The organism is Pseudomonas sp. MF6755, from assembly GCF_016405635.1.
GTDB lineage: Bacteria > Pseudomonadota > Gammaproteobacteria > Pseudomonadales > Pseudomonadaceae > Aquipseudomonas > Aquipseudomonas haemolytica.
The window spans coordinates 40,342-57,910 of sequence record NZ_JAEKDA010000008.1 but is presented as its reverse complement, the minus strand read 5'-3'; the positions used below and the strand labels follow the sequence as shown (position 1 = coordinate 57,910).

General features: G+C 61.8%; 16 protein-coding genes. 10 read left to right on the top strand and 6 right to left on the bottom strand.

Translation table 11 applies throughout. The features are described 5' to 3' along the window. Window positions 1-192 precede the first annotated feature (192 nt). Window positions 193-1,569, bottom strand: coding sequence for a signal recognition particle protein (gene ffh / locus JFT66_RS12060; protein ID WP_034115852.1), 1,377 nt, complete (start codon window positions 1,567-1,569; stop codon window positions 193-195). Between the two features lie 234 nt (window positions 1,570-1,803). Here ffh and JFT66_RS12055 point away from each other — a divergent pair, with 234 nt between their 5' ends. From JFT66_RS12055 to JFT66_RS12045, 3 genes are all read left to right on the top strand, one after another. Then, a complete protein-coding gene (locus tag JFT66_RS12055) occupies window positions 1,804-2,616 on the top strand; it encodes a cytochrome C assembly family protein (RefSeq protein WP_034115853.1) in 813 nt (270 codons plus the stop codon). A gap of 12 nt (window positions 2,617-2,628) precedes the next feature. Then, entirely contained in the window at window positions 2,629-3,867 is a 1,239-nt protein-coding gene (locus JFT66_RS12050) for a transporter associated domain-containing protein (protein ID WP_153839120.1), read from the top strand. Between the two features lie 255 nt (window positions 3,868-4,122). Continuing rightward, on the top strand, window positions 4,123-5,433 hold the full coding sequence (locus JFT66_RS12045) for an MFS transporter (protein ID WP_198859324.1): 1,311 nt from the start codon (window positions 4,123-4,125) through the stop codon (window positions 5,431-5,433). 103 nt (window positions 5,434-5,536) lie between these two features. Here JFT66_RS12045 and purT read toward each other — a convergent pair whose 3' ends face one another. The 5 genes from purT to JFT66_RS12020 all read right to left on the bottom strand — a co-directional run bounded on the left by purT (window position 5,537) and on the right by JFT66_RS12020 (window position 8,779). Next, window positions 5,537-6,718 carry a formate-dependent phosphoribosylglycinamide formyltransferase gene (gene purT, locus JFT66_RS12040; protein ID WP_034115856.1) on the bottom strand — a complete coding sequence of 394 codons (1,182 nt, stop codon included), beginning with the start codon at window positions 6,716-6,718 and terminating at the stop codon, window positions 5,537-5,539. Between the two features lie 69 nt (window positions 6,719-6,787). Then, window positions 6,788-7,255 (bottom strand): VUT family protein, encoded by a 468-nt coding sequence (locus JFT66_RS12035; RefSeq protein ID WP_034115857.1) that lies wholly within the window; start codon window positions 7,253-7,255, stop codon window positions 6,788-6,790. Between the two features lie 149 nt (window positions 7,256-7,404). After that, the gene (locus tag JFT66_RS12030; protein WP_198859323.1) at window positions 7,405-7,620 is read right to left on the bottom strand and encodes a DUF1289 domain-containing protein; all 216 of its coding nucleotides are present in this window, start codon (window positions 7,618-7,620) and stop codon (window positions 7,405-7,407) included. Further along, window positions 7,617-8,141: a gamma carbonic anhydrase family protein gene (locus tag JFT66_RS12025; protein WP_034115859.1), complete on the bottom strand. Its 525-nt coding sequence runs from the start codon at window positions 8,139-8,141 to the stop codon at window positions 7,617-7,619. Before JFT66_RS12025 ends, JFT66_RS12030 begins: the two co-directional genes overlap by 4 nt. 35 nt (window positions 8,142-8,176) lie before the next feature. Beyond that, window positions 8,177-8,779, bottom strand: a complete 603-nt coding sequence (locus JFT66_RS12020) for a CoA pyrophosphatase (protein ID WP_198859322.1) — start codon at window positions 8,777-8,779, stop codon at window positions 8,177-8,179. 147 nt (window positions 8,780-8,926) lie between these two features. Here JFT66_RS12020 and JFT66_RS12015 point away from each other — a divergent pair, with 147 nt between their 5' ends. The 7 genes from JFT66_RS12015 (at window position 8,927) to nagE (ending at window position 17,433) form a co-directional block, all read left to right on the top strand. Further along, window positions 8,927-9,475 (top strand): NUDIX hydrolase, encoded by a 549-nt coding sequence (locus JFT66_RS12015; protein WP_034115861.1) that lies wholly within the window; start codon window positions 8,927-8,929, stop codon window positions 9,473-9,475. A 35-nt stretch (window positions 9,476-9,510) separates the two neighbouring features. Next, a complete protein-coding gene (locus JFT66_RS12010; protein ID WP_198859321.1) occupies window positions 9,511-10,014 on the top strand; it encodes a L,D-transpeptidase family protein in 504 nt (167 codons plus the stop codon). A 264-nt stretch (window positions 10,015-10,278) separates the two neighbouring features. After that, window positions 10,279-11,037: a GntR family transcriptional regulator gene (locus JFT66_RS12005; protein WP_034115863.1), complete on the top strand. Its 759-nt coding sequence runs from the start codon at window positions 10,279-10,281 to the stop codon at window positions 11,035-11,037. A gap of 10 nt (window positions 11,038-11,047) precedes the next feature. Next, the gene (nagA, locus tag JFT66_RS12000; RefSeq protein WP_198859320.1) at window positions 11,048-12,154 is read left to right on the top strand and encodes an N-acetylglucosamine-6-phosphate deacetylase; all 1,107 of its coding nucleotides are present in this window, start codon (window positions 11,048-11,050) and stop codon (window positions 12,152-12,154) included. Beyond that, the gene (locus tag JFT66_RS11995; protein ID WP_153872438.1) at window positions 12,135-13,157 is read left to right on the top strand and encodes an SIS domain-containing protein; all 1,023 of its coding nucleotides are present in this window, start codon (window positions 12,135-12,137) and stop codon (window positions 13,155-13,157) included. The genes nagA and JFT66_RS11995 overlap by 20 nt, the downstream gene beginning before the upstream one ends. A gap of 29 nt (window positions 13,158-13,186) precedes the next feature. Further along, the gene (ptsP, locus tag JFT66_RS11990) at window positions 13,187-15,700 is read left to right on the top strand and encodes a phosphoenolpyruvate--protein phosphotransferase (protein ID WP_198859389.1); all 2,514 of its coding nucleotides are present in this window, start codon (window positions 13,187-13,189) and stop codon (window positions 15,698-15,700) included. Window positions 15,701-15,726: 26 nt separating this feature from the next. Then, a complete protein-coding gene (gene nagE / locus JFT66_RS11985; RefSeq protein WP_198859319.1) occupies window positions 15,727-17,433 on the top strand; it encodes an N-acetylglucosamine-specific PTS transporter subunit IIBC in 1,707 nt (568 codons plus the stop codon). The last annotated feature ends 136 nt before the right edge of the window (window positions 17,434-17,569 follow it).

The following is a 17,569-nucleotide window of genomic DNA, read 5'->3' as shown; positions in this document are numbered from 1 at the left end:
CGAAAGGCCGCATATTCTAAGGAATATCCCGACTTTTGCAAATGTCTTTTTCTGGCGCCTATCAGCGTGCCACTCAGATCTGCTATAGAGCCGTCGGTTAAAACGGCGAGTCAGCGCCCGCCAACGGCGGGTTTGCTGGAGATCCCACATCCCTGTGGGTCGGAGCAGGAGCTGGGCTCCCGCTCGAATACTTTACATTTTCGGCATGCCGCCGCCGGGCAACATACCGCCCATGCCGCGCATCATCTTGGCCATACCGCCTTTGGCGGAGAATTTCTTCATCATCTTCTGCATCTGCTTGTGCTGCTTGATCAAGCGACCGATGTCCTGCACCTGAGTGCCGGAACCCATGGCGATCCGACGTTTGCGCGAACCGCTGATCAGCTCAGGGTCGCGGCGCTCGGCCGGGGTCATGGAGTTGATGATGGCTTCCATCTGCTTGAACTGCTTCTCTGCCGCGCCCTGGGCGTTGCCCATTTGCGCCAGGTTCACACCGCCAATGTTCGGCAGCTTGTCCATCAGGCCGCCGAGGCCGCCCATGTTCTTCATCTGTTGCAACTGGTCGCGGAAGTCTTCGAGGTCGAAGCCCTTGCCCTTCTTCAGCTTTTTGGCGAGTTTGTCGGCCTTGTCCTTGTCGAGCGTGGCTTCAGCCTGTTCGATCAGGCTGAGCACGTCACCCATGCCGAGGATACGCGAGGCAATACGCTCGGGGTGGAACGGCTCGAGTGCGTCGCTCTTCTCGCCCATACCGATGAACTTGATCGGCTTGCCGGTGATGGCACGTACCGACAGCGCAGCACCGCCACGGGCGTCGCCGTCGACCTTGGTGAGGATCACGCCAGTCAGCGGCAGTGCGTCACCAAAGGCCTTGGCGGTGTTGGCCGCATCCTGGCCGGTCATGGCGTCGACCACGAACAGCGTCTCGACCGGGCTGATCGCGGCATGCAGCGCCTTGATCTCGCCCATCATCTCTTCGTCGATGTGCAGGCGACCGGCGGTATCGACGATGACCACGTCGATGAACTTGAGCTTGGCTTCTTTAATAGCTGCGTTGGCGATGTCGACCGGCTTCTGGCTCAGGTCGGACGGGAAGAAGGTCACGCCTACTTCGCCTGCGAGCATTTCCAACTGCTTGATGGCCGCCGGACGGTACACGTCGGCCGATACCACCATCACGGATTTCTTCTTGCGCTCTTTAAGGAAGCGCGCCAGCTTGCCGGCGGTGGTGGTTTTACCCGCGCCCTGCAAACCCGCCATCAGCACGACGGCCGGTGGCACGGCGCTGAGGTTCAAATCTTCGTTGGCCGCGCCCATCAGGCTTTCGAGTTCGGCCTGGACGATCTTCACAAAGGCCTGGCCCGGGGTCAGGCTGCGAGACACTTCGGTGCCGACCGCGCGCTCCTTGACCGAGTTGACGAAGTCCTTCACCACCGGCAAAGCCACGTCGGCTTCCAGCAACGCCATGCGCACTTCACGCAGGGTGTCTTTAATATTGTCCTCGGTCAGCTTGGCCTTGCCGGTAACGTGGCGCAGCGTCTGCGAGAGACGGTCAGTCAGGTTTTCAAACATGCGCGATCCTTTCAGGCCCTATTCAACAAAATGCATTGGTAGACCGAGGTAGTGGCGGCCCAGGCTGTGGTAAATCGCTATTAAAAACAGCGCTCGGCGAGCCTGCGGCGTGGGCAGGTCGCGGATTATAGCGAAGACTGCGCCCATGCACACCCGCTGTCTGGCCCATGAGTCTTTCGTGGAGCGCAGGTGTGTGCCAAACTCAGCGCCTTTCGGGCTTGTCTATCAGGATTTATGCTCCCCTTGTCACCCAGTTTGCTACCCAGCCTCGCCGCCGCCATCTTGTATGCCGCTGCGACCCTCTATCAGGGCACTCGTCTGGCCCAAGGCACTAAAGCGGACAAACGTCTGCTCGTCGGCCTTGGCGTGCTGGCCCTGCTGGCCCATGCCGCCAGCCTGTTTACCCACCTGATGACCCCCGTGGGCCTGGGCCTGGATTTTTTCAGCGCCGCCAGCCTGATCGCCGCGGCCGTCATCGCGCTGACGCTGCTGGCCTGCTACCGCATTCCCGTCGAGAACCTGCTGGTGCTGCTATTCCCACTGGGAATGCTGACGGTCCTGCTGGCGCAATTTACGCCCACCGGCACCGTGCAGGTGATCGATGAGGAGCCGGGTATCCTTGCCCACATCCTGTTGTCGATCCTTGCCTACGGCATGTTCACCATTGCGGTGTTCCAGGCCCTGCTCCTGCTGCTGCAGGATCACCAGCTCAAACACAAGCACCCGTCCGGGCTGATCAAGAACTTCCCGCCGCTGCAAACCATGGAAAGCCTGCTGTTCGGCTTCCTGTGGGCCGGTTGGACCCTGCTGTCGCTATCGCTGATCTCCGGCTGGCTGTTCGTCGAGAACCTGTTCGCCCAGCACCTGGTGCACAAAACCTTGCTGGCGTGCCTGGCCTGGGTGGTGTTCAGCGTGTTGCTGTGGGGCCGCAACCGCCTCGGCTGGCGTGGGCACAAGGCGATCCGCTGGACCCTGGCCGGTTTCTGCCTGCTGATGCTGGCCTATTTCGGCAGCAAGCTGGTTCGCGAATACATCCTGCATATCTGACGGGCAGCGATCATGGACAACTTGCCCTTAGGGCCGATGCTCGCCGTAATTGCCCTGCTGATTTTATGGGCGGCGCTGTTTACCGCCATTGAAGCCGCGCAACAACACCTGCTGGCCCTGCGCCCCGGTACACGCCAGGGCGACAAGGCTGCCGCGCGCCTGAGCTTCCCGCGCCATAGCCTGATCCTGTGCAACAGCTTGTGCCGCGCCGCGGTGGTGATCCTCTGCACGCTGCTGGCAATCTATGCCTGGGCGCAGAACGGCCCATGGCTCGGCTGGCTGATCTCCTGCGCACTGCTGCTGATACTGGCCGACTACCTGCCCCGCGCCCTCGCCACCCGCCATCCGCAAGCGGTGCTGGGTTTCGGTAACACTCTGCTGGGCGTGCCGCTGAAAATCCTCTATCCCGCAGCCTGGCTGCTCAATGGCATCAGCCTGTTGCTGCTGCGCCCGTTTGCCCGCAAGGCCGGCGTGGTAAAAAACAGCGACGAGCCGCTGCCCCACCACGACGACGAACCGCAGCCCGAAGCCGACGACGACCGTACGCCCGGTATGCCTGGCATTCATGCCCTGGACAACATCACCGTCAATGACATCCTGGTGCCGCGCAGCGAAGTGGACGGTATCAACCTGGATGACTCGATCGACGAGATCATCGAACAACTGCGCAGCTCCCAGCGCACCCGTCTGCCGGTGTTCCACAGCGATATCAACCAGGTCGAAGCGGTGCTCAACACCCGGCAGGTCCAGCATCTGCTACCCGACGCCAGCCTGACCAAAGAGGCGCTGCTCGCGGCCTGCCACGAACCCTACTTCGTCCCGGAAAGCACGCCCCTACAGCTGCAACTGCTGAATTTCCACAAGCAGCAGCGGCGTCTGGGCATGGTGGTGGATGAGTACGGCGAAGTGCAGGGCATCGTCACCCTGGAAGATATTCTTGAAGAGATCGTCGGCGAATTCGAAAACGACCCGGCTGTGGATAACCCACATATCGAAGCCCAGCCCGATGGCCGCTACATCATCGACGGTGCTGCCTCGATCCGCGAACTGAATAAAAGCCTGGGCTGGCACCTGCCCAGCGATGGCCCCAAGACCCTCAACGGCTTGGTGACAGAGGCGCTGGAGACCATTCCGGATTGCGCGGTGTGCCTGAAGATCGGCCGCTACCGCCTGGAAATCCTCGAGACCGAGGACAACCGGGTGAGCAAGGTGTTGATCTGGCATACCAGCCATGTGCCCGTCGCCGCCTAACCTCTGACAGCCCACATTTGGTTTGCGGCACTCCAGCCACTTGTTGTATTTCCAAACCCCTTCCTATAATCCCTGCGGCTTACCCAAGCCTGCGCCCGACCGCGTGCTACCCGCACTCAGCGCGTCCAGGCACTGCTTCATGTCCGACCGGTGTTGGCTCCCATCCCGAGCCGCCCCGCGCACAACCCTGATCCATGGGTGTTCGACCAATAATAATCCGCGTCCAAACGCGCAATGACCGTCAGGGATACCTCCATGAGCACCACCTACCAAGAGGCTGCGACCGCCGCCCCAACCAACTCGACCGCCCGCGTCGCCACGGCGAGCATCGTCGGCACCGCCATCGAGTTCTACGACTTCTATATCTACGCCACGGCTGCTGCGCTGGTGATCGGCCCGGTGTTCTTTCCCCAGAGCTCCGGCACGGCGCAGATGCTGGCGTCGTTCCTGACCTTCGGCATCGCCTTTATCGCCCGCCCGCTGGGCTCGGCGCTGTTCGGCCACTTCGGCGACCGTATCGGGCGCAAATCAACCCTGGTGGCTTCGCTGCTGTTGATGGGTGTGTGCACCACCTTGATCGGCTTGCTGCCCGGCTATGACAGCATCGGCGCCTGGGCGCCGATCCTCTTGTGCGTACTGCGCTTCGGCCAGGGGCTGGGCCTAGGCGGGGAATGGGGCGGCGCGGCATTGCTGGCGACCGAGAACGCGCCCAAAGGCAAACGCGCCTGGTTCGGCATGTTCCCGCAATTGGGCCCGTCGATTGGCTTTCTGGCGGCCAACGGGCTGTTCCTGATTTTGGCCATGAGCCTGGATGACGAGCAGTTCCGCAGTTGGGGCTGGCGCATTCCGTTCATTCTCAGCGCCGCACTGGTAATGGTGGGCCTGTATGCACGCCTGAAGCTGCATGAAACCCCAGTGTTCGCCAACTCCGTAGCCAAAGAAGCACCGGTGAAGGTGCCACTGGTGGAGCTTTTCAGCGAGCATTGGCTGCCGGTGCTGCTGGGCGCTGCGTCGATGGTGGTGTGCTACGCGCTGTTCTACATCACCACGGCATTTTCCCTGAGCTACGGGGTTTCCACACTGGGCTACAGCCGCGAGACATTCCTCGGTTTGCTGTGCTTTGCCGTGCTGTTCATGGGCTTGGCGACGCCGCTGGCAGCGCTGGCCAGTGATCGTTATGGACGTAAGCCGGTGCTGATCGTTGGGGCGATCCTGGCGATTCTGTCGGGCTTTACCATGGAACCACTGCTGAACCATGGCTCGACCTGGGCCGTGGCGCTGTTCCTGGCCCTGGAGCTGTTTTTGATGGGCGTGACCTTCGCGCCGATGGGCGCCATGCTGCCGGAATTGTTCCCGACCCGTGTACGTTATACCGGCGCTTCGGCGGCGTATAACCTGGGTGGGATCGTCGGGGCGTCGGCAGCACCGTTCTTCGCGACCAAGCTGGTGGCGATGGGTGGCCTGAGTTATGTCGGTGGGTATGTGTCGGCGGCAGCGTTGTTGAGTTTGATTGCGGTGCTGTGTCTGAAAGAGACGCGGGATAATGATTTGAACAAGGTCTCCTGACAGACCGCTATCGGGGGCAAGCCCCCTCCTACACTTGATCGGGTTCACATCGTTGGATTTGTGAATACATTCAAATGTGGGAGGTGGCTTGCCCCCGATGCTTTTAAAGCTCTACAACAACAGCCTTCGAAGCGCGGGTCGCTTTAGCCCGAGCCGCTTCAATCGACTCATCCCGCGCCAACGCCACACCCATGCGGCGCTGGCCATTCACTTCTGGCTTGCCAAACAGACGCAACGCCGTGTCCGGCTCGCTCAACGCAGCGCCCAGGTTAGCGAATGCTGTCTGGGTCGACTGCCCTTCCACCAGGATCACCGCCGAAGCCGAAGGCCCGAACTGACGGATCAATGGGATCGGCAAACCCAGGATGGCGCGTGCGTGCAGCGCGAACTGCGACAGGTCCTGGGAAATCAGTGTGACCAAACCGGTGTCATGCGGGCGCGGCGACACTTCGCTGAACCACACCTGATCACCCTTGATGAACAACTCCACGCCAAACAAACCACGACCACCCAAGGCTTCGGTCACCGCCTTGGCAACACGCTCGGATTCGGCCAGGGCAATCGGGCTCATGGCCTGTGGCTGCCAGGATTCTTGATAGTCGCCTTTCTCCTGGCGATGACCAACCGGGGCACAGAAAGTGGTGCCGCCGGCATGACGCACGGTCAGCAAGGTGATTTCGTAGTCAAAATCGATAAAGCCTTCGATGATCACCCGACCTTTACCGGCACGCCCGCCTTCCTGGGCGTAATCCCAGGCTTTGCGCACATCATCAGCGCTGCGCAGCAGGCTCTGGCCCTTGCCCGACGAACTCATCACCGGTTTGACCACACACGGGAAGCCCAGGTCCTGGACGGCCTTGCTGTAGTCTTCAAAGGTATCGGCGAAGTGATACGGCGAGGTCGGCAGGTCCAGTTCTTCGGCGGCCAGGCGGCGGATGCCTTCACGGTTCATGGTCAGCGACGTTGCGCGGGCGGTCGGGATGACGGTAAAACCTTCGGCCTCCAGTTCCACCAGGGTCGCAGTGGCGATGGCTTCGATTTCCGGCACGATGAAGTGCGGCTTCTCGGCCTCGATCACCGCACGCAGGGCGGCACCGTCGAGCATATTGATGACGTGGCTACGGTGCGCAACCTGCATGGCCGGCGCATTGGCGTAGCGATCCACGGCAATCACTTCAACGCCCAGGCGCTGCAGCTCGATTACCACTTCCTTGCCCAGCTCACCGCAGCCACACAGCAAAACGCGGGTCGCGGTTGGCGACAATGGAGTTCCGATTCGGGTCATCTCAGGTCCTCAGGGGAGCGGATCATGGGGAGAAAGGCCGGCATTTTACATGAACTGTAAAAATTGGCCTCAGTTGGCGACCGCTCGCTTACGCAGGCGCCAGGCCATGATCAGCCACACCACCGTAACCCCGGCGAACTTCGATACCAGCGCCGTGCCCGCCACCGCAGGTGTCAGTGCGCCAATCAGGCCGAAAAAGATAAAGGTATCGAGGGGAATGCTCAGCGCCGAACTTATCCACAGGCGGTCATGGAGCGGGCGCTTGGTGATACTGAACACCAGCCAGTCGATGCACTCGGACACCGCGAATGCCGTGGCGCTGGCCAGGGCGATGGACGGATCGGAGGTGATATAGGACAGCACCAGCGCCGCCAGCATGGCAATGATTGCGCCGTGGCCGAAGCGGGTTTGCACCATGTCGCGCAGGATAAAGACCAGGCCACCCCAGGCGGACCAGATCACATCCAGGTGCGGGGCGGTGGAGAAAGCGAAGTTGATCAGCACGACGCTGCTGATGTAGGCGATCAGGAAAAGCATGGGGATGGACCTGTGAACAAGGGGCACAGGGTACTTCACATTTGGAACTATGTCGTCTGGGAGGGCCTCATCGGGAGCAAGCCCCCTCCCACACTTGAATGTGTAAACAAATCAAAATGTGGGAGGCGCTTGCCCCCGATGGCGGTCTATCAGGCGCCGGATTTACCAGAAGCCATAAACACCAACCCACCCGCCACCGCCCGCTCATGACACAACCCCAGCACCACCCGCCGCTCGACGTTGTCCATGCGGCTCCAACGCGTAATCTCGTCCACCGTACGCTGGCAGCCGGTACAGATATCGTCCTCGTCCAGCGCGCAAATATTCACACAGGGCGAGGCTACAGGCCGTTCAACCGCACTCATTCTTCCTGCTCAACCAGATCACGCGCATAGCGCTGCGAGTTATGCACATAGTGCGCGGCGCTGGCTTCGAGCATGCGTTTCTGCGCCTCGGTCAGCTCACGTACGACTTTTCCCGGCGAGCCCATGACCAGTGAGCCATCGGGGATTTCCTTGCCCTCGCCGATCAGCGAATTGGCACCGATGATGCAATGCTTGCCGATCTTGGCGCCGTTGAGGATCACCGCGTTAATGCCGATCAGGCTGTAGTCATCGACGGTGCAGCCGTGCAGCATGGCGTTATGGCCGATGGTCACGCCGGTGCCGAGGGTCAGCGGGTAGCCCATGTCGGTGTGCATCACGCTGCCGTCCTGCACGTTGCTGTTCTTGCCGATCAGGATCAGTTCGTTGTCGCCGCGCAACACCGCGTTGAACCAGACGTTGGCGCCCTCCTCCAGCTTGACCTTGCCCACCAGCGTGGCATTCGGTGCTACCCAACTGTCGGGATGCGTCTCGACGCGGGCGTCGCCCAGGCGGTATTTCATGGTTTTTCCTCACGGCTTGCCATTCAAACGATGGCTTAGATATTGATGAAGCTCTTGGGCGGCTGATGCAGGCTGATGTTGGCATCGTCATAGAGCAGATTGATCAACTCGACGATCATGATCGCGGTCAGGCCCCAGATCTTGTATTCGCCAAAACGATAGCTGGGCACATACCAACTGCGGCCCTGGTAATCGATCCGGTGGGTATGTTCGCGCGGGTCCTGTCGGAAAAAGTCCAAAGGCACGCTGAAAACCGCGGCAATCTCGGCATCGTTGGCCAGGTATTCGACATAATCCGGGATGACGCCCACGTACGGGGTCACGCGAATGCCATGCAGGGAAATCAATGGGCTCAACGGCCCGATCACTTCGACCAGCCCCGGTGGCAGGCCGATTTCTTCTTCGGCTTCGCGCAAGGCGGTGAAAATCAGGTCCGGGTCTTCGGGGTCACGGCGCCCGCCAGGAAAGGCCACTTCGCCACCGTGGGTCGACAGGCCGCTGGCGCGCAGGGTCAGGATCAGCTCAGGTTCGTCACTGCGGGGAATCGGCACCAGCACCGCGGCCTCGGGGAAACGCCCGTCAGTCTCCAGGGTGTGGGGTGTGTGATTGCTTACCCGGCGAAGTAGCTCGTCCAGCATGAGTCATCTCGGTCTGTTGGCTACCTAGCATCATGCACCAAAGCGTGCGGGCGCCCAAGCCCAAAACCCCGTGCATGTCGCGAAACGACAACTTGCAGGAAAGCCTGGCACCGAGCCAAGATGTGCCCATTCTCCAGGAACCCCAGCATGAATTTTTGCAGCCAGTGCGGTAAACCGGTTACCCAACGCATTCCCGAAGGCGACGCACGCCTGCGCTATGTGTGTGACCACTGTTCGACCATTCACTATCAGAACCCCAATATCGTCGCCGGCACCGTGCCAGTATGGGGTGATCAAGTGCTGCTGTGCCGCCGCGCCATCGAGCCGCGCCTGGGTTACTGGACCCTGCCCGCAGGCTTTATGGAGAACGGCGAGACAGTAGAACAGGCGGCCATGCGCGAAACCCAGGAAGAAGCCTGCGCCCGGGTGCGTAACCTGAGCATCTACACCCTCATCGATGTGCCGCACATCAGCCAGGTGCACATCTTCTACCGTGCCGAGCTGATCGACCTGGACTTTGCCGCCGGCCCCGAAAGCCTTGAAGTGAAGCTGTTCGATGAAGCCGACATTCCTTGGTCCGAGCTGGCTTTCCGCACGGTCGGGCGTACCTTAGAATGCTTCTTCGCTGACCGCCGCCAGCAGCTATTTCCGGTGCGCAGCGAGTCAGTGCCGCCGATGACACGTCCAGCCAAATAACCTTCCAGGCAGCACCTTTATCAGGAACCGTTTTAATGCGTTGGTTGCTCGCTCTTATCTGCCTGTCGTTCGCTACCCTGTCTTGGGCTTCCACGGTGGAAACCATCGGCGGTAAAACGGTCGAGAAAGTCCTGGTGCTCAAGTCCGCCCACCAGTTGCAATTGATCAACGACGGCAAGCCCCTCAAGACCTATCGCATCTCCCTGGGCAAGAACCCCAAAGGCCACAAGCTGATCGAAGGCGACCGCCGCACGCCCGAAGGCCTCTACTGGATCGACTGGCGCAAGGCCAGCGACCGCTTCAACCTGGCCATGCACATCTCCTACCCGAACATCAGCGACGCCGCCCGCGCCCGCCGCGAAGGGGTTAAACCGGGCAGTATGATCATGATCCACGGCACGCCCGACAGCGAGGAATACCCGGAGCAGTGGTTCCACACCCTGGACTGGACCGACGGCTGCATCGGCATGCGTAACGTAGACATGCGCGAAGTGTGGAGCCTGGTCAAGGACGGCACCCTGATCGAGATTCGGCCGTAATTTCGCACCGTTCGTAAAATAATTCGAAAATAATTCCTGCCCCCTGGCAGCGCCTGCCGGTGAATACCAGTTCACCGCGCAGGACAGTGCACTTCTGCGCGCCATAAAGACCTCTCTAATACCACTTGATACCAAGCACCTTTAAGGCGCCCTAAAACCGGGGTTCGCACCGTTTTGGCAGCATTGACATGGTATTTAAGTGGTATTAATTTCCGGCCATTACCGGGCGACAACACTCCAATAACCGCATCGGAAACCTGATAGATGAACCCCATCCTGACGCTGCGCCCCGACGACAAGCAATCCACGCCGCTTTACCTGCAACTGGCCCGTAACCTTGAAGCGGCGATCCATGCCGGCCAGTGGAAATCCGAACAGGCCCTGCCCTCGGAGCGCGTCCTCAGCGAGCAGTTGAGTATCTCGCGGGTCACCGCCCGTAAAGCCTTGGAAGTACTGTTTGCCCAAGGCCTGATCCGCCGTAGCCAGGGTTCCGGCACGTTTATCACGCCGCGCCTGGAACAACCGCTTTCACGCCTGTCGGGGTTCAGCGAAATGCTGCGGCTCAAAGGCTTTGTTCCCACCTCGCAGTGGCTGGAACGCGACATCACCCCGCCCACCCACGAAGAACTGATCCGCCTGGGCCTGTCACCCACCGACAAAGTGGCGCGCCTCAAACGCCTGCGTAAAGCCGATGACACGGTGATGGCGATTGAAATGACCGCCATGCCCGCCTCCGTGCTGCCGCACCCGCAAGCCATCGGCAATTCGCTGTACGAATACCTGGAAGGCATCGGCAAGCCCATCGTGCGCGCTCTGCAACATATCCAGGCAATCAATGCCTCGGATGAGTTCGCCAAGCTGGTCGGCATCGCCCCCGGCACCGCGATGCTGCTGATGACCCGGGTCGGCTACACCGCCGACAACACGCCGATTGAAATCACCGACACCTACTGCCGCAACGACTACTACGACTTCGTCGCAGAGCTGCGTCGCCACGACTATTCCGCTGAATTGCGAATCTAGAGAAGTGCCCATGCCAGAAGACAACATCCTCACGCCCAGCGGCTGGATTCGCGGCCGCCTGGTGCACGAGCACGGTAAAGTAATCGCCATCGAAGGCACGCCGTGCGACCCGGCTGACAACGACCTGCCCTACCTGCTGCCGGGCTTTATCGACCTGCATGTACACGGCGGTGGCGGCAAAGACATCATGGAAGGCGTTGAAGCCTTCGAGACCATCACCCGCACCCACGTGCGTTTTGGTACCACTTCGCTGCTGGCCACCACCATGACAGCGCCGGTGAACGAGATCTCCAGCGTGCTCGGCCAGCTGGGTACTTTCTGCGAACAACGTCCTACCGGCAGCGCCCGTGTACTCGGCGTGCACCTGGAAGGCCCCTACATCAACCCAGGCAAACTCGGCGCCCAGCCCAACTTCGCCCACACCGCGTTGATGGCGGAAGTCGAAGCCTACCTGCGCCTGGCGCCGATCCGCGTGATCACCATCGCCCCGGAAATCGCCGGCCATGACGACCTGATCCGCGCCCTCAGCCAACGCGGCGTGCGCATGCAGATCGGCCATACCCTGGGCAGCTATGAAGAAGGCGTCGCCGCCCTCGCCGCCGGCGCCACCAGCTTCACCCATTTGTACAACGCCATGAGCCCGCTGCATCACCGCGAGCCCGGCATCGTCGGGGCTGCGCTGGCCCATGCCAAATACGCCGAGCTGATTCCGGACCTGCTCCACGTTCACCCCGGCGCCATACGCGTGGCCTTGCGTTCAATCCCGTGCCTGTACTGCGTCACCGACTCCACCGCCGCCGCCGGCATGCCCGACGGCGAATACAAGCTGGGCAGCCACACCGTGACCAAATGCCTGGGTGGCGTGCGCCTGCCGGACGGCACCCTGGCCGGCAGTACCCTGACCATGGATCAGGCGCTGCGCAACCTGGTGAAGATCGGCCTGCCCATCAGTGAAGCCTCTCAACGCCTGTCGCAATTTCCTGCGGACTACCTGGGCCTGGAAGAACGCGGCCGCCTGCAACCCGGCAGCTTTGCCGACTGCGTGCGCCTGGACCGCTCCCTGACACTCACCGACGTAATGGTCGAAGGAGACACCATTGACTTCAAAAATGCTTGAAGAGGCCCTGGCCTCCTGCGACGCCGTCGCGGCGCAACTGCAACGCCTGGACCCGCTGCTGGAAGAAATCGCCGGTCGCCTGCGCCGTCAGCCGCCGCAAGTGGCGATGACCATCGCCCGCGGCAGCTCCGACCATGCCGCCAGTTACTTCGCCTACCTGGCCATGCAACACGTGGGCATCCCGGTGGCGTCGCTGCCGATGTCGGTGGTGACCCTGTTGCAAGCGCCGATGAAAGTCAGCGGCCAAGTGGCGTTTGGTTTCTCCCAGTCGGGGCAGAGCCCGGACCTGGTCAACAGCCTGCGCCTGTTGCGCAAGCGTGGTGCCCTGAGCATCTCGCTGGTGAATGCCGAAGACTCGCCGCTGGAAGCCGCCTGTGAATTCCATGTGCCGCTGTGTGCCGGGCCGGAACTCAGCGTGGCCGCGACCAAAAGCTTTATCGCCACCCTCAGTGCCAGCGCGCAATTGATCGGCCACTGGAACCAGGACCTGTTGCTGCTGCAAGCCTGCCAGGCCCTGCCCGAAGGTTTGCGTGAAGCCGCCAAACAGAATTGGACCAGCGCCATAGAAGCCTTGCGCGACAGCCAGCGCCTGATCGTGATCGGCCGTGGTGCGGGTTTCGCCATCGCCCAGGAAGCCGCGCTCAAGCTCAAGGAAACCTCGGCGATCCAGGCTGAAGCCTTCAGCAGCGCCGAAGTACGCCACGGGCCGATGGCACTGATCGACAAGAACTACCCGCTGCTGGTGTTCGCCCCACGCGGCGCCGAGCAAGCCGGCCTGTTGAGCCTGGCCGCCGATATGCGCCAACGCGGCGCCCGCGTGCTGCTGGCCGCGCCGGACGACATCGCCGAGCGCGACCTGACCCTGAGCCGCGCCGAGCACCCGAGCCTGGACCCGATCCTGGCCATCCAGAGTTTCTACGTGATGGCCGCCGGCCTGGCCGTTGCCCGGGGCATGGACCCGGACCAGCCGCGTCACCTGAGCAAAGTTACCCGCACTCACTGAGTGGCGTTTTCCTGATGAGTACCGTGCCCATGTCCAACAACAATAATGTACTGACCCTAAGCGCTCCCCTCAGTGGGCCGGTGCTGGCCCTGGGCAACGTTCCCGACGAAGTGTTCGCCAGCGGCGCCATGGGCGATGGCCTGGCCATCGACCCGCTGAATGATTGCCTGCAGGCGCCCTGTGACGGCGTGATCATCCACGTTGCCCGCACCGGGCATGCGTTGACCATTCGCGCCGACAACGGTGCCGAAGTGTTGATGCATGTGGGCATCGACACCGTGGAGCTCAATGGCGAAGGCTTTGCCTTGCTGGTGAAGGAAGGCGCACGGGTGAGCGAAGGTCAGCCGTTGGTGCAGTTTGATCTGGACCGCATTGCGCGCCAGTGCAAAAGCCTGGTCAGCCTGATCATCCTGACCAACAGTGAACGCTTCGAGCTGCAACCGATTGCGAGCAAGACGGTAAAGGTCGGTGAAGCGCTGATGCGGATTGCCGTGCGCACATCCGCACCGGTTCAAACCGCTGTGGATAACTCGGCCGCTGAAGTAGCTGCCTGCGTGCGTATCACCCACCGTGGCGGCCTGCATGCGCGCCCTGCTGCACTGATTCGCAAGACCGCACAGGGTTTCAGCAGCCAATCGCAGCTGCATTTCGGTGATAAGTCGGCGGCCTGCGACAGCCTGATCGGCCTGATGGGGCTGGGGATTGGCGAGGGCGACCAGGTGCGGGTGAGCTGTCGTGGCAAGGATTGCGAAGCCGCGTTGCAGGCACTGGTCGCCGCGCTGTCCGTGGCAGTCCACGAGGAACATCACGCGCCGGTCGTTGCCACCACGCCTCGCCGGGCGAATACCGAAGCCAATGTGCTGCAAGGCGTATGCGCGGCACCGGGCCTGGTGTGCGGGCCGCTGTTCCGCCTGGCGGGTATCGAGCTGCCGGAAGACACCGGCACCCATAACGTCGACGAACAACTGCAACGCCTGGATGCGGCCCTTGAGCAAGTGCGCGGCGAAATCCGCAACACCCTGGACCACGCCCGCCAACGCAAGAACGTCGAGGAAGAAGAGATCTTCGCCGCCCACCTCGCCCTGCTGGAGGACCCGGCATTACTCGACGCGGCCACCGCGGCCATCGAACAGGGCAGCGCCGCCACCCACGCCTGGCGTGATGCGATCCAGGCCCAATGTGCCGTGCTGCTGGCGTTGGGCAAACCGCTGTTTGCCGAGCGCGCCAATGACCTGCGTGACCTGCAACAACGGGTGCTGCGTGCGTTGCTGGGTGAAGCCTGGCATTTCGAATTGCCGGCCGGTGCGATTGTCAGTGCCCACGAACTAACGCCCTCGGACTTGCTGCAACTGAGTGCGCAACGGGCGGCAGGTATTTGCATGGCCGAAGGCGGCGCGACCTCCCATGTGGCTATTTTGGCCCGGGGCAAAGGCTTGCCTTGTCTCGTCGCACTGGGCAGTGAAGTACTCGACGTGCCCCAAGGCCAACGGGTGGTGCTCGACGCCGCCAATGGTCGCCTTGAACTGGCGCCCAGTGATGCGCGCCACGCCGAAGTTCACCAGATTCGCGAAACGCAAAAACTACGGCGCCAGCAGCAACAAGCCCAAGCCCAGCAGCCGGCGCACACCACCGATGGCGTGAGTATCGAAGTCGCCGCCAATGTCGCCTCCAGCGCCGAAGCCCAGGTGGCGTTTGACAACGGCGCCGATGGCGTCGGCCTGCTGCGCACCGAATTCCTCTTCGTCGACCGCCGCACCGCGCCGGATGAGCAAGAGCAACGCCAGGCCTATCAAGCCGTGCTGGACGCCATGGGCGACAAGTCAGTGATCATCCGTACCATCGACGTGGGTGGCGACAAGCAGCTCGACTACCTGCCGCTGCCCGTCGAGGCCAACCCGGTGCTGGGCCTGCGCGGTATTCGCATGGCCCAGGTACGCCCGGAACTGCTCGACCAGCAGCTGCGCGCCCTGCTGCAAGTCTCGCCGCTGGCGCGGTGCCGCATCCTGCTGCCGATGGTCAGCGAAGTGGATGAACTGCTGCAGATTCGCCAGCGCCTGGATGAACTGTGCGTGGAACTTGAGCTAACGCAGCGCCCCGAACTGGGCGTGATGATCGAAGTGCCCGCCGCCGCGCTGATGGCTGAGCAGTTGGCCAGGCACGCGGACTTTTTGTCCATCGGCACCAATGACCTGTCCCAGTACACCCTGGCCATGGACCGCGACCACGCCGGCCTGGCCGCCCGAGTCGACGCCCTGCACCCGGCGCTGCTGCGGCTGATCGCCCAGACCTGCATCGGAGCGGCCAAGCATGGCCGTTGGGTCGGTGTCTGTGGCGCCCTGGCGTCCGACCCACTGGCCACGCCGGTGCTGGTCGGCCTGGGCGTCAGCGAGCTGTCGGTGAGCCCGCCGCAGATCGGAGAAATCAAGGACCGCGTTCGCCACCTGGACGCGGCGCAATGCCGGCAACTGAGCCTGGAACTGCTCGACCTGAGCAGCGCCAAGGCGGTTCGCCAAGCCTGTCAACACCACTGGCCGCTGAGCTGAAAACAACAAGAATAGGGAGACACGCCATGTACCAACACTTTATCGAAGGCCTGCAACGCCTGGGCCGCGCACTGATGCTGCCGATTGCGATCCTGCCAATCGCCGGCCTGCTGCTGCGCCTGGGCGACACCGATTTGCTCAACATCGCGGTGATGCACGATGCCGGGCAAGCGATCTTCGCCAACCTGGCGCTGATCTTCGCCATCGGCATCGCCGTGGGCTTTGCCCGCGACAACAACGGCACGGCTGGCCTGGCCGGGGCGATTGGCTACCTGGTGATGGTATCCACCCTCAAGGTGATGGATACCTCTATCAACATGGGCATGCTCGCGGGCATCGTCAGCGGTTTGATGGCGGGCGGGCTGTATAACCGCTTCAAGGACATCAAGCTGCCGGAGTACCTGGCGTTCTTTGGTGGGCGACGCTTTGTGCCGATTGTTACCGGCTTCAGCGCAGTAGGTTTAGGCGTGATCTTCGGCCTGATCTGGCCACCGATCCAGCACGGCATCAACAGCTTCGGCGTGCTGCTGATGGAAAGCGGCAGCCTGGGCGCGTTCGTATTCGGTGTATTCAACCGCCTGCTGATCGTCACTGGCCTGCACCATATCCTCAACAACATGGCGTGGTTTGTATTCGGCAGCTTCACCGACCCGGTAACCGGCGCGGTGGTGACGGGCGACCTGACCCGCTATTTCGCCGGCGACCCCAAAGGCGGCCAGTTCATGACCGGCATGTTCCCGGTGATGCTGTTCGGCCTGCCCGCTGCATGCCTGGCGATGTACCGCAACGCACTGCCGGAACGACGCAAGGTGATGGGCGGGATTTTCCTGTCGATGGCGCTGACGTCGTTCTTGACCGGGGTGACCGAGCCGATTGAATTTGCGTTCATGTTCCTGGCACCGTTCCTGTATCTCATCCACGCACTGCTCACCGGCCTGTCGATGGCGGTCACCAATTTGCTGGATATCCACCTCGGGTTTACCTTCTCCGGCGGGTTTATCGACATGGTGCTGGGTTGGGGCAAGTCCACCAACGGCTGGCTGGTGTTCCCGGTTGGCTTGGCTTACGCGCTGATCTACTACTCGGTGTTCACCTACTGCATCCGCCGCTTCAACCTCAAGACGCCGGGCCGTGAAGATATCCAGGTGGTGCAGGCCGAAGCGATGAGCGATAACCAGCGCGCCACGGCTTATATCCAGGCCTTGGGTGGTGCGCAGAATCTGCTGAGTGTGGGTGCGTGCACCACGCGCCTGCGCTTGGATATGGTTGATCGCAACAAGGCAGTGGATGCTGAACTCAAAGCGCTGGGCGCCATGGCCATCGTGCGCCCGGGTAACGGCGGCAGTTTGCAGGTGGTGGTTGGGCCGATGGCGGACAGCATTGCCGATGAGATTCGCTTGGCGATGCCAGGGTTTGTTGCCGTAGCGCCTGTAGCGGTTGCACCTGTGGATAAGCCCACGGCAGTGAATGTTCAAGAGGCCGAGAAATGGCTGAGTGCCCTGGGTGGCCGCGGGAATGTGCGCCATCTGGAAGCGGTAGCGATCACCCGGTTACGGGTGGAGCTGGGGGATGATTCGGTGTTGTCTGAAGCTCAGCTCACTGCGCTCGGCTGCCAAGGTGTGAGCCAACTGGATAGCGGTGTTTGGCACCTGTTGATTGGTGACAAGGCGTCGGGGTTGGGTGAGGCGCTGGAGCGGTTGGTCAGTGGCCGTGAGGTCGGCGCCAGGGTTTAGAGGTGTAATGTCTGCTCTGGCCTCATCGGGAGCAAGCCCCCTCCCACATTTTGAATTGTGAATACCTTCAAATGTGGGAGGGGGCTTGCTCCCGATGAGGCCCTTGCAGCCAACAAAAAACCCGCTGGCCAAACTG